The following is a 12553-nucleotide window of genomic DNA, read 5'->3' on the forward strand; positions in this document are numbered from 1 at the left end:
GAATATCAAAATGAATTTGCATGAATACCAAGCCAAACAGCTGTTTGCAGAATTCGGTTTGCCTGTACCAGAAGGTTTCGCATGTGATACTGCACAAGAAGCTTTCGAAGCTGCAGGTCGTATCAGTACAGCCAAGAAAGTCGTTAAGTGTCAAGTACACGCTGGTGGCCGCGGTAAAGCGGGCGGCGTAGAGCTACATGACACCAAAGAAGGCGTTAAAGAGTTTGCACAAAAGTGGCTAGGTAAAAACCTAGTGACTTACCAAACAGACGCTAATGGTCAGCCTGTAACTAAGATCCTAGTTGAAGAAGCATCAAACATTGCTAACGAACTTTACCTAGGTGCTGTTGTTGACCGCGCAACGCGTAAAATTGTATTCATGGCGTCAACTGAAGGCGGTGTGGACATTGAGAAAATCGCTGAAGAAACTCCAGAGTTGATTCACCAATCAGCGATCGATCCTCTAGTAGGCCCTCAAGCTTACCAAGGCCGTGAACTGGCGTTCAAACTTGGTCTAGTTGGCGATCAAATCAAACAGTTCGTTAAGATCTTCATGGGTCTTGGCAAAATGTTCTCTCAGTACGACCTAGCTCTACTAGAAATCAACCCGCTTGTAATTACTGGCGAAGGCAACCTGCTTTGTCTAGACGGCAAGATCAACATCGACTCAAACGCGATGTACCGTCAGCCTAAACTACGTGAAATGCACGATCCATCTCAAGAAGATGAGCGCGAAGCACACGCAGCACAGTGGGAACTGAACTACGTAGCACTAGATGGTAACGTTGGCTGTATGGTTAACGGTGCAGGCCTTGCGATGGGTACGATGGATATCGTAAACCTACACGGCGGCAAGCCAGCAAACTTCCTTGATGTAGGCGGCGGCGCGACAAAAGAACGTGTAGCTGAAGCATTCAAGATCATCCTTTCTGATGACAATGTTAAAGCAGTACTCGTAAACATTTTCGGTGGCATCGTTCGTTGTGACATGATCGCTGAAGGTATTATCGGTGCAGTTAAAGAAGTCGGCGTAACAGTTCCTGTAGTTGTTCGTCTAGAAGGTACAAACGCAGACCTAGGTCGCGAAGTACTTGCTAATTCTGATGTTGATATCATTGCAGCTGAATCTCTAACAGATGCTGCTCAGAAAGTTGTTGCTGCTGCGGAGGCTAAATAATGTCTGTATTAATTAACAAAGACACTAAAGTAATCTGTCAGGGTTTCACTGGCGGTCAAGGTACATTCCACTCAGACCAAGCTATCGCATACGGTACGCAAATGGTTGGTGGTGTTTCACCTGGTAAAGGTGGTCAAACTCACCTAGGCCTTCCAGTATTCAACACAGTACGTGAAGCGGTAGAAGTAACTGGCGCAACAGCAACAGTTATCTACGTACCAGCTCCTTTCTGTAAAGATGCAATCCTAGAAGCGATTGATGCAGGTATCGAACTGATCGTAACGATCACTGAAGGTATCCCTACAACAGATATGATCGACGTTAAAGTGAAGCTAGAAGAAACTGGCGTTCGCATGATCGGTCCTAACTGTCCAGGTCTTATCACTCCAGACGAGTGTAAGATTGGTATCATGCCTGGTCATATCCACAAGAAGGGTAAAGTAGGTATCGTATCTCGTTCAGGTACTCTGACATACGAAGCAGTTAAGCAAACAACAGATGAAGGCTTTGGTCAGTCTACATGTGTTGGTATCGGTGGTGACCCTATCCCAGGTTCAAACTTCATTGATATCTTGAAACTTTTCCAAGAAGACCCAGAAACTGAAGCAATCGTAATGATTGGTGAAATCGGTGGTACTGCGGAAGAAGAAGCGGCTGAGTTCATCAAAGCAAACGTAACTAAGCCAGTTGTATCTTACATCGCTGGTGTTACTGCTCCTCCGGGCAAGCGTATGGGCCACGCAGGCGCAATCATCTCTGGCGGTAAAGGTACTGCTGAAGATAAATTCGCAGCACTAGAAGCAGCAGGCGTTAAGACTGTTAAGTCTCTTGCTGACATCGGTAAAGGCCTACGTGAAATCACGGGTTGGTAATCAGCTGGCTTTTATCGATTGAGATAGAAGTTAACTGAACGATATTAAAAAGGCTTGGTCACTGACCAAGCCTTTTTTATGTTCTCGGGATACGAGATTAGAAATCGTCCTGCTAAGTGCTAAGTGCTAAGCTCGGCTTCTAACCATTTGAGATAGCATAAACATTGCTGCAGCACTGATAACCACAGACGGGCCAGCGGGCGTATCATAGAACCAAGACAAGCTTAATCCACCGAATACAGCGATAGAGCCAATAATTGATGCAAGGAAGGCCATCTGCTCAGGTGTGCTCGAGAACTTCCTTGCCGTTGCTGCAGGAATAATCAGTAGCGATGTCATGATTAACGCACCAACAAACTTCATACCTACAGCAATCACGATACCGACCAATAGCATCAGAATCAGACGCATTAAATCAATGTTGATGCCATCAACCGCCGCGAGATCTTCGTTAACCGTCGTTGATAGTAGTGGTCGCCAAAAGATAGCAAGTACTAATCCAATTACAGCAGCACCCGCATAGATGAACACTAAATCCGTTGGAGATACTGCCAGCAAGTCACCAAATAGGTAGCTCATTAGGTCAACACGAACGTTATCTAAGAAACTGACAGCAACCAAACCAAGTGATAGCGCACTGTGCGCCAAAATACCGAGTAGGGTATCGGTCGCGACCAGCTTTTGTTTTTGTAAAGTCACTAGCAACACGGCCAGCATCAAACAACAAATCAGCAGCGCGAAATACAAGTTAATGTTGAACAGAAAGCCAAGTGCTAAGCCCATCAAAGAAGCGTGAGCAAGCGTGTCACCAAAGTAAGCCATCTTACGCCACACCACGAATGAACCTAGTGGGCCTGCAATTAGTGCAATACCCAAACCCGCCAAAATAGAGGGAAGAAGAAACTCAAGCATTAGTGGTGTCCGTGTTTATGGTTTGAACATTCATGCACGTCGCCTTCGACAGGCTGGCCTGCGAGATCATGATGGTGATGTTCGTGTTGGTGATGATAAAACGCTAGCGTCTCTTGGGTCGCGGTGCCAAAGAGCGCAATATACGAAGGATGGTGTTTGATGTCTGCAGGTGCGCCTGAGCAACAGATGTGGTGGTGTAAACAGATAACATCGTCTGTTTTTGCCATCACTAAATGCAGATCGTGTGAAACCATAAATACGGCACAACCAAAGCGGTGGCGAATGGTGTCAATCAAGTCATACAGGTCTATTTGCCCTTGAACGTCGACGCCTTGAGCCGGTTCATCGAGAACCAGTAGATCTGGTCTTCTTAGCAATGAACGAGCAATGAGCACACGTTGGTTTTCTCCGCCAGATAGCTGGTGCATGTTACTCTTCTGCAGATGTTCAGCACCAACGAGCTTCAATGCTTCAAGGATCTCTTGCTGACTGAAATTGCCAGTGAGTTTTAGAAAACGCTCTACGTTGAGCGGTAGGGAATCATTGAGCTTTAATTTTTGTGGTACATAGCCAATTTTCAGTTTTTTAGCTTTTGTTATTGTGCCTGAAAATTTGGTCTGTAAACCCAGTACCACTTTTACTAATGTCGACTTTCCTGCACCGTTTGGCCCAATCAGGGTGGTGATTCTGCCGCGCTCTAAATTTAGAGAGATGTTGTCTAGAACTTTTCGACCGTCAAATTCGACGCTCACAGAATCTAGTTGGATTAAGTTATCCATGAATAGAACTCATTTGCAATTCGCTAATGTTATAATGTAACATTTACCTCAAGCCTAAGCTACTTTTCTATTATCGAGGGATTATGTCACGTTCATCTTTTATACTTGCTACTTTGCTTTTAGCGCCAAGTGTCGCAAGTGCCAATACTATTCTAACAAGCTTTAAACCAATTCAAATGATTGTGACAGAATTAACGCAAGGCGTTAGTGAGCCGGATGTGTTGATGAACAGCAATGCTTCGCCGCATGATTATGCGCTTAAGCCATCGGATGTCAAAAAAGTTCATAGTGCCGATATGGTCATCTGGTTCGGCCCTGACCTAGAAGCCTTTCTGACTAAGGTGATTGGTTCAAAAGAAAATGTTATCAAGATCAGTGATATTCCCGGAATCAACTTGCGAGAGTTCGGACACGAAGAGCATGACCACGATGCACATGAAGGGCACCACCACGGTAGCCATGACCCGCATTTTTGGTTAGGTATCGAGCAAGTTGAAGTAGCTGCAAAATACATCTCAGCTAAGTTGATTGAATCTGATCCAGACAACGCAATGGCGTACCAAGAGAATCTCGATTCATTCCTGATTGCATTGAAAGAGAAGCAACAGTCTATTCGAGATCAACTTGCACCCGTGAAAGACAAAGGTTACTACGTTTTTCATGACGCGTATGGTTACTTTGAGCAAGAGTTTGAGCTAAATAACTTAGGTCACTTTACGGTGAGCCCAGAGCGTAAGCCGGGTGCAAAAAGCCTGATCGCTATTAAGAAAACGATAGTACGTGAAAACGTTCAATGTGTGTTTTCTGAGCCTCAATTCACTCCTGCTGTGATTGAATCAGTGACGCGCGGAAGTAACGCAAAACAAGGTCAGCTTGACCCTATCGGTTCAACAGTTGAAGTGAAGAGTGGAAGCTATTTCGATTTTCTTCAGCAACTTACAGATAGCTATACAAGTTGCTTAGACGAGAAGTAAGTCATAAACGAGTATTCTTTACTCTACTTTGCTCTCGTTAATTTATGAATCATGCCGCTTTTTGCGGCATTTTCGTGACCGCTAAGATAAAACCTCCTAACAAATAACAAACCTCCTTTCTCCTTTTCTAATTTCCGCTAAAATGGAAAGATAATAATAAGCACAAAAAAACTCAGTTTTTGGTTTAGCAACGATAAGACGTTGTGGTACCCAAAATTTCATGTGTTGTTGCTGTTCAGGATTAAGAGTTGTATCGAATTATCTTCAAAATGTTCATGTTAATGAGCATTTCATTTAGCGTTCTAGCGGTAAATACCTCGCCCTCCGTTTTCTATCCTTTGCCCGCTCAAGCGCAAGGGAATTTCCTTGCGGCTAAAAACTTGTATTTAGGTGCCGGAGGTGGGCTCTGGGTTCATGATGTGCATGGAAAAGTACTCTTTTACGATGGTCGAACTCTATTCCCTCGCAAGGGAAGCTTACTGCAATTTTCTTCGGAAAGAGTCGCCTTTCTGAACGATGAGTTTTGGACATTTTTCGACAATGAGGTCTATCGACATAACCCTGGAATTGGCAACGAATTGGCGTTTAGCCTAAGTCCCGGCGCTGAAATAGCGAATATCGGTGCATCAGGCGATTATATTTGGGTTACTGACGGCAGTAATTTCTATACCTACAACACTCAATCTTTAGAATTCAACACCTACTCTCTACTTAAACTGTACCGATACAATAACAGCAGTGACATTGCGATTAACGACGCTGAGTGGGTACTATCAAAGTGGGTGCTAGCGACCAGTTCTGGCGTTTACCTTTCAGAGAATCAAGAGTTTACCCATGTCACCGCATCAGACAAAAACCATATTGAGACGGTTTATTTTTCGAATGCTCGACGTGAGTTAGTGATCGGTACTTTAAATGGTGCTGTGATTGTTGATCTCGCGAACCCAGACAAAGAGACCATCGTTAAAGGGTCGCATGTTCTCTCGTTGGCCGAAACTTCGGACCAGTATTGGATTGGTACAGAGCACGGCCTTATTAGCTACAACTTTATTACGGGACAAATTACTCGATTCGAACAAGCCGCTAGTCAAGACTTCTCGTTACCGGGTGAGAAAATATATTCGTTGATAAACGATCATGCTGGTGGTATGTGGGTTGCGACAAACAACGGTATCCGATACTTCTCACTGTTCAGCAAAACCTTCTCGAGAACACCCCTAACTGGAATGGGCATGCATTCGAGTAGTGTGGTGATCAATAAAGTACTGCCTGTCAGTGACCAGTTATCTTGGGTCGCGTCTTCAATGGGGCTCTACTTGGTTGATTCTGAAAGTGAAGAGAACCCAATTCGTGTTTACTCTAACCCTGTTAATGATTTTGAGATCTTTGGCTCTTCCATTTGGTTGGCGACCGAACAAGGTATCATCAGTCTAAATACGGAAACACTACAACCCGAAGCCCTTGATTTACCAAGGCCAATTGAGGGAGTGCGTGTTGAAAACCTTGCGCTTCAAGCCGATAACGTTCTTTGGATGACCTCTGGGCAAAACCTCTATTCGTTATCTATCGAAACCATGAAACTGACGAGTTATGGCACTGACTGGTTAGTCGACAAGTTCTTGCCTGCGAAGATCACCGCTCTCAATGTAGGCTTGCTAGGTCGCATCTATATAGGAACGGATCATGGCTTCTACTCGTTCATTGATAAACGAATTAGCTTTAGTCGTTCCAGCGAACGGTTTGGCAAAGTCGTCGATATTGAAAAAGCGAAGGATGGAGCGCAGTGGTTTGCGAGCAGTTATGGCGTGTATCGAATCCCGGATGACAGCTCTATTATTCAAGAAATCACTCTTGTTGAAGACAATATTAGCCCCAACTGCCTGATAAGCGATGACAATGGTGTTTGGTTAGGCTCTTCGAAAGGCATCAGTTATTACGGATTGGATGGGCAACTGCATAAACACATAGGTTCGCCATTTGGTTTGATCACCAATGAACTGGCGGCAGGAGCGTGTGCTCTTTTTTACAGTCAAGATAGCCAACCTTCGAGGCTTGTTTTCGGCTCAAAGTATGGTGTAGTCAGCGCGTTATCTAACGAGTTACTGGTATCAACTACACCTCATAGCCGTGCCTTGTTGAGTAAGATAAGTGTCGACCAACAAACGGTATCACTTGGCGGGAAAACGGCAGAGCTGGATGAGATTCCTTATGGTTCATCGATGGGGTTTAAGCTAGGTATCTTACCAGCAACGTTCGCACCTGCGATGGAATACCGACTGAGCGACGATGAACCTTGGAGTGAGTTTGAAGGGGGCTTGTTAACGCTCGATCATCTTCTTCCAGGGGATTACACACTTGAAGTGAAGCCGGTTAAAGGCTCCCATTATCGCTTTGTGTCAACCAATCAAAGCTTCTCGATTGCGGAGCCTTGGTATCTGACCAATTGGGCTGCAGCAAGCTCTCTGATATTACTGATTGGCGTTGTGACTATCTTAGTCTTTTGGCGTTCGCGTTATGTCACTTTTGCCAACCGGCACTTAAAAGCGCAAGTTGCACTGAAGACAGACCAATTGAGGCACCAAAGCCGGATATTACTCGCCACTAATCAACAGCTTAAAAAGCAGCTATCCGTGAAGAATGCGCTTGTGTCTCACACTGCCAATGAACTCTCTTCTGAAGTGAATCATATTGCTGCGATGCTCCCGAATTGGAATGACGAGCTCGGGAAGTCGCCGATTCTAACCTTGAAAAATGGCTTAGCTCAATTGAGTAATACGCCTCAAGGAGAAGGGCAAGTTTGTTACGATATAATTTTAATCTTAGAGGTGGTACTCAAAGCTTGGCAGGATGACTTAACCAAAGCCGGTATTGAACTGGATATTAAAGTCGAAACAAAACAACGATATGTCTCGTTGCTGTATTTTAATCTCGATATTATCTTCAATAGCTTGGTTGCGAGCATCATCAAGAGAAACTTTAAGTCGCAGAGTATGGTGGTTCTGGTTGAAGAGGTTAAGGAGCATCTTGTTGTGACCATTCGAGATCATGGGATGCCTTTCCCTAAACTGGCATCAAGCATGGGTGACAATACCGGAAAGTCGACCGACCTTAACATCGAAAAGCTGCCGCTATTGATGAATCAGAGCGGTGGTGAGCTTAATGCCTTGGTTTCGGAGTCTCAAAATAAGGTTCAGCTTTCGTGGCCAATTGAGTATCAAGTACTCGACAATCTTGAAGCCAGCACAATTGAACAGATTGAAACCATTAAGCTTGCCGCCTCAACACCAGAGCAACAAAAACTGACAGCGGAACAAGAGTGGAAGAACAGAGTGTCGCAGCTTGTGAGTGAAAACTACGCTGATGCCGAGTTCAGTACTGCAACTGCCGCTAAGTATTTGTTTATGTCTGAGAGAAGCTTACAGAGACGCTTTAAATCGGCTTACAACAAGACCTTCAAAGAGCACTTGAATGAAGTACGTCTAGAGCATGCGTGTGAGCGCTTACTCGCTGGAGAGAAGATCTCTGATGTGGCGTTTGATTCGGGGTTCAATGACCCTTCCTATTTCAGTCAAAGGTTTAAGCACCACTTTGGCATGTCACCATCTAAGTTTGCTGAAAACAACGAAGAGTAGCACGCAGCGGATACTCAGCTAGAACATAAATAAAGATACTTTAGCCTCGACATTCGTGTTGGGGCTTTTTTATGCTTCTACGAGATACGAGATACGAGATACGAGATACGAGATACGAGATACGAGATACGAGATAAATGGGGAGTTTAAAAAGGTTGTTGGGATAAAACAAAGGGAAGAAAAAAAATATCGTGGCATAGCCGGGGGGACTATACCACGGGTGCCAACGACACCTTCGCTTGCTGCCGGAGTGATATAGCAAAGCCATATCACCTCTGGAATAAAATTAAAGAGAAGTAGTTTCTCTTCGATGGAGTAACTATACGTCCAGCTACTTATTTTACTTATAAAATTAACGACAGATACCTATGAGAAAACCGACATTGTCTCAAGTGGTTGATAATTAATGATTTGTTTTTGTTTGGGAGGGTTTGTACTAGTGAGGTAGTTCTCGCTAGTTGTTGAAAGTAACGTTTTTGACGTAAACGTTTTTAACGAAACTTACGAGTATGTATTTTCGAAAACATTGATTTCACACAATAGAATTGTGGGCATGTATGTGTATCATGGCGTTAATAACAATCTTTCTCATTATCAGTCACGAATTGGGTACTTATGAAACTCTCACAACTAGAGCAAGGAAAGGCGGCTTCTATTGTTGCACTAACAGGTTTAACACCAGACGTAAGGAAGAAACTTATGGTCATGGGTATGTTGCCAAAAACCGAGGTGACGCTTATCCGCCGTGCACCTATGGGTGATCCGCTTCAAGTTGAAGTGAGAGGTGTTTCTATCGCCATTCGTGAAAGCATTGCAGAACAAATCGAGGTTATCTAAATGGATTATCAAGTTCTTACCGTTGGTAACCCGAATAGTGGTAAAACAACACTGTTCAACGCACTGACTGGTGCTAAGCAGCACGTTGGTAACTGGGTTGGTGTCACTGTTGAAAAGAAGACGGGTTTATACTCGCACGCTGGTGATCAGTTTCAACTAACGGATTTACCGGGTATCTACGCACTAGACAGTGGTAATGATGCGAACAGCATCGATGAGTCTATCGCGTCTCGCGCTGTTTTAACTCACCCAGCAGATGTGATCATCAATGTTGTCGACGCTAGCTGTCTAGAACGAAGCTTATATATGACATTACAGCTGCGTGAGTTGGGTCGCCCAATGATCGTTGTGTTGAACAAAATGGATGTATTAAAGCGCGAACGTCAGGTGATTAACCTTAAAGCACTAGAGAAAGAGCTAGGTTGCCCAGTTCTAAGCTTGTCTGCAAACGATAAAGGTCAAGTGGTTCGCTTTAAAGAGCGTCTGCATAAACTGCTTGTTCAAGGTGTGAGCCTTGACCCTATCTCTATTGATTACGATGCCGCGTTAGAAGCTCTTATCCCTTCTGTTGAGTCACAATTTGATGATGCTGACGTATCTCACCGAGCGCTAGCGATTCGTGCTTTAGAAAATGATTACTTGGTATTGAATGGTTTAGCCCCACAAACTCGCACTCAAATTGATAGCGTGCGTCTTGGTGCCGATTTCGATATTGACCTTGCTGTTGCTGACGCTAAATACACTTTCTTACATGACCTTTGTAAGCGTGTTCGTCGCAGCGAAGGCAAACTAAGCCGTAACTTTACAGAGAAAGCAGACCAATTCATTTTGAACAAATGGGTCGGTATTCCTTTCTTCTTCGTTATCATGTACCTAATGTTCATGTTCTCTATCAATATCGGTAGTGCGTTTATCGACTTCTTCGATATTGGTGTTGGAGCAATATTAGTTGATGGTGGACACCACTTATTAGATGGCCATTTACCAGTTTGGTTAGTCACTGTACTTGCTGATGGTATTGGCGGCGGTATCCAAACGGTTGCGACCTTTATTCCTGTTATCGCAGCGCTTTACCTATTCTTAGCGGTACTAGAAAGCTCAGGCTACATGGCTCGTGCTGCATTTGTACTTGATAAAGTGATGCAGAAGATTGGTTTACCGGGTAAAGCATTTGTCCCACTTGTACTGGGCTTTGGTTGTAACGTGCCTTCAATCATGGCAACTCGTACTCTTGACCAAGAGCGCGAACGTAAACTAGCAGCATCAATGGCGCCGTTTATGTCATGTGGTGCTCGTTTACCGGTATACGCACTGTTCGCGGCGGCGTTCTTCCCAGGTGCAGGACAAAACGTAGTATTCGCTCTGTACATCATGGGTATCGTTGCTTCTGTATTTACGGGTTTGTTCCTGAAAAACACGATCTACCCAGGTAGCAGTGATAGCTTAGTGATGGAAATGCCAGATTACGAATTGCCGACAGTGCAAAACGTAATGTTGAAAACTTGGCAGAAGCTGAAGCGTTTCGTACTTGGTGCAGGTAAAACAATCGTGATGGTTGTGGCTATTCTTAGCTTCCTAAACTCTCTAGGTATGGACGGCAGCTTTGGTAACGAAGATAGCGAAAACTCAGTACTGTCTAGAGCAGCTCAAGTTGTAACACCTGTATTCCAACCAATTGGTATTACTGAAGAGAACTGGCCTGCAACGGTTGGTATCATCACAGGTATTTTCGCTAAAGAAGCCGTTGTTGGTACATTAAATAGCCTATATACAACGCCTTCTGATGAAGAAGCAGCTGAGTTTGACTTAGCAGCAAGCCTGCAAGAAGCGGTAATGACGATCCCTGAAAACCTAGCCGGATTGAGCTACTCAGATCCATTAGGTATTGAAGTTGGCGACTTGTCTGACTCTAATTCTGTAGCAGCTGACCAAGAAGTCGATACCTCTATCTTTGGTAACTTGAAAGACAAGTTTGTATCTGGTCATGCGGCATTCGCTTACTTGATTCTTATCCTGCTTTACACGCCTTGTGTGGCCGCGATGGGTGCTTATGTTCGTGAATTTGGTCAGACGTTTGCACGCTTCATCGCGGTTTGGACGATGGCTCTTGGTTACTTTGGTGCGACTTTCTACTACCAAGCGGCAAACTTTGCTGCGCATCCTGTGACAAGTGCAGTATGGATGGTGGCGATTGCTGGTGGTTTTGTGGTGACGTATCGCGTCTTCAAGAAAGTGGGCAGTAAGCAGAAAGCACTAGAGGTGCAAGTAGTATGATTTTAACTGAACTTCATCAATACATTGATAGCCACGGCGTTGCGGCTCGTAAAGAGCTCGCTGCAAAGTTTGGCATGAGTGAAGATGGCGTCGATGCGATGCTGAGTGTTTGGGTCAAGAAAGGGAAAGTTTCTCGCTTGGTCGATACGAATAAGCATGGTCATACAACGCGTATTCGCTACACCATCAGCAAACAAGATGGTTTGTCGCTTAACGTGATGATGTAGTTCGGTCTTCAGACTCTCGTTGAAAAAGGCGAGATTAGAAAATGACAAAGCCGCTTATCTAAGATGAGCGGCTTTTTGTTATGTGTCTTTTCTGAAGTGTTTTGCTTTAAAGCTCAATGAGATGAACTCGAATTATGCTTTCTTGAAGATAGAGCTCAGTGACAGAACGTTTTGGATACGAGTCAGGATAGCGGCTTGATCTTCTTCACTGCGCTGTTCGCCTTTTGTATTACCCCATACTGGGCCGGGCCAAGCAATGTCGTCTTTGAAGCGTGCAATATGGTGGATGTGCAGTTGTGGCACCATATTACCCAGCGCACCAAGGTTCAATTTGTCTGGTTGGAACGTTGCTTCTAATGCTTGGCTTACCGCCTGAGATTCATGTAGGAACTGCTGTTGCTCTTTCATTGGTAAGTGGTGCAACTCTTTTAGGTTGGCACGTTTTGGTACCAAGATAACCCAAGGCACTGCGTTATCTTTGTGTAGCAGGGCTAAGCTCAGTGGAAATTCGCCGATAAGTGTGGTGTCTTTCGCAAGTTGCGGGTGAAGTTCGAAGCTCATGATCTTTCCAATTAATTGTTTTACATGAGTATAAGGTCGGAGTTTGAATGTGGCTAGGGCTTACGTTCTCAATAAGCAGATTCCCTATCACGTTCGTCCCTCACTGTAGGGAATGATGGCGAGAAGAGTGATAACGATTTGGTGTGGTTTGATGGCGCATCATTGATGTTGTCTTGGATTCACTACACCTATTCTCGTCATCTCCTAGAGCGACGAATGAGCGTAATAGGAGATCTCTTGCTGTGTAGGTTAGCTAATCGCTTAAATAATCGAGTAAACAAACCTCCAGACAAAAAAAGGTTGACGCT

At 44.5% G+C, this 12553-nt stretch carries 10 protein-coding genes; 7 read left to right on the plus strand and 3 right to left on the minus strand.

Annotated features, from left to right (window positions below; all coding sequences use genetic code 11):
* The first annotated feature begins 10 nt into the window (after window positions 1-10).
* Window positions 11-1177 (plus strand): ADP-forming succinate--CoA ligase subunit beta, encoded by a 1167-nt coding sequence (sucC, locus tag A6D97_RS03320; protein WP_019820479.1) that lies wholly within the window; start codon window positions 11-13, stop codon window positions 1175-1177.
* Window positions 1177-2049, plus strand: coding sequence for a succinate--CoA ligase subunit alpha (sucD, locus tag A6D97_RS03325; RefSeq protein WP_004734209.1), 873 nt, complete (start codon window positions 1177-1179; stop codon window positions 2047-2049). Before sucC ends, sucD begins: the two co-directional genes overlap by 1 nt.
* A 126-nt stretch (window positions 2050-2175) precedes the next feature.
* Here sucD and znuB read toward each other — a convergent pair whose 3' ends face one another.
* Both znuB and znuC read right to left on the minus strand, forming a co-directional pair.
* Window positions 2176-2961: a zinc ABC transporter permease subunit ZnuB gene (gene znuB / locus A6D97_RS03330; RefSeq protein ID WP_017061944.1), complete on the minus strand. Its 786-nt coding sequence runs from the start codon at window positions 2959-2961 to the stop codon at window positions 2176-2178.
* On the minus strand, window positions 2961-3740 hold the full coding sequence (gene znuC / locus A6D97_RS03335; protein ID WP_017061943.1) for a zinc ABC transporter ATP-binding protein ZnuC: 780 nt from the start codon (window positions 3738-3740) through the stop codon (window positions 2961-2963). The genes znuB and znuC overlap by 1 nt, the downstream gene beginning before the upstream one ends.
* 83 nt (window positions 3741-3823) lie before the next feature.
* Between znuC and znuA the strand changes: the two genes are divergently transcribed.
* From znuA to A6D97_RS03360, 5 genes are all read left to right on the plus strand, one after another.
* Window positions 3824-4714 (plus strand): zinc ABC transporter substrate-binding protein ZnuA, encoded by an 891-nt coding sequence (gene znuA, locus A6D97_RS03340; protein WP_065583830.1) that lies wholly within the window; start codon window positions 3824-3826, stop codon window positions 4712-4714.
* A gap of 269 nt (window positions 4715-4983) precedes the next feature.
* Window positions 4984-8346: an AraC family transcriptional regulator gene (locus A6D97_RS03345; RefSeq protein ID WP_240492687.1), complete on the plus strand. Its 3363-nt coding sequence runs from the start codon at window positions 4984-4986 to the stop codon at window positions 8344-8346.
* A gap of 615 nt (window positions 8347-8961) precedes the next feature.
* Window positions 8962-9183 carry a FeoA family protein gene (locus A6D97_RS03350; protein WP_004734203.1) on the plus strand — a complete coding sequence of 74 codons (222 nt, stop codon included), beginning with the start codon at window positions 8962-8964 and terminating at the stop codon, window positions 9181-9183.
* Complete coding sequence (gene feoB / locus A6D97_RS03355) at window positions 9184-11457, plus strand: Fe(2+) transporter permease subunit FeoB (protein ID WP_017067378.1); 2274 nt, start codon at window positions 9184-9186, stop codon at window positions 11455-11457.
* On the plus strand, window positions 11454-11684 hold the full coding sequence (locus tag A6D97_RS03360) for a FeoC-like transcriptional regulator (protein WP_017061938.1): 231 nt from the start codon (window positions 11454-11456) through the stop codon (window positions 11682-11684). The genes feoB and A6D97_RS03360 overlap by 4 nt, the downstream gene beginning before the upstream one ends.
* A 132-nt stretch (window positions 11685-11816) precedes the next feature.
* Here A6D97_RS03360 and A6D97_RS03365 read toward each other — a convergent pair whose 3' ends face one another.
* Window positions 11817-12245 (minus strand): HIT domain-containing protein, encoded by a 429-nt coding sequence (locus tag A6D97_RS03365; protein ID WP_017061937.1) that lies wholly within the window; start codon window positions 12243-12245, stop codon window positions 11817-11819.
* Window positions 12246-12553 lie beyond the last annotated feature (308 nt).

This window comes from Vibrio sp. ZF57 (assembly GCF_001691235.1).
In the GTDB taxonomy this organism is placed as follows: Bacteria; Pseudomonadota; Gammaproteobacteria; order Enterobacterales; family Vibrionaceae; genus Vibrio; species Vibrio crassostreae_C.

Coding starts and splice junctions, on each gene's coding strand:
- feoB (WP_017067378.1), top strand. CDS start 9,184: ATGGATTATCAAGTTCTTACCGTTGGTAACCCGAATAGTGGTAAAACA.
- A6D97_RS03345 (WP_240492687.1), top strand. CDS start 4,984: ATGTTCATGTTAATGAGCATTTCATTTAGCGTTCTAGCGGTAAATACC.
- sucC (WP_019820479.1), top strand. CDS start 11: ATGAATTTGCATGAATACCAAGCCAAACAGCTGTTTGCAGAATTCGGT.
- znuC (WP_017061943.1), bottom strand. CDS start 3,740: ATGGATAACTTAATCCAACTAGATTCTGTGAGCGTCGAATTTGACGGT.
- znuA (WP_065583830.1), top strand. CDS start 3,824: ATGTCACGTTCATCTTTTATACTTGCTACTTTGCTTTTAGCGCCAAGT.
- A6D97_RS03350 (WP_004734203.1), top strand. CDS start 8,962: ATGAAACTCTCACAACTAGAGCAAGGAAAGGCGGCTTCTATTGTTGCA.
- A6D97_RS03365 (WP_017061937.1), bottom strand. CDS start 12,245: ATGAGCTTCGAACTTCACCCGCAACTTGCGAAAGACACCACACTTATC.
- znuB (WP_017061944.1), bottom strand. CDS start 2,961: ATGCTTGAGTTTCTTCTTCCCTCTATTTTGGCGGGTTTGGGTATTGCA.
- sucD (WP_004734209.1), top strand. CDS start 1,177: ATGTCTGTATTAATTAACAAAGACACTAAAGTAATCTGTCAGGGTTTC.
- A6D97_RS03360 (WP_017061938.1), top strand. CDS start 11,454: ATGATTTTAACTGAACTTCATCAATACATTGATAGCCACGGCGTTGCG.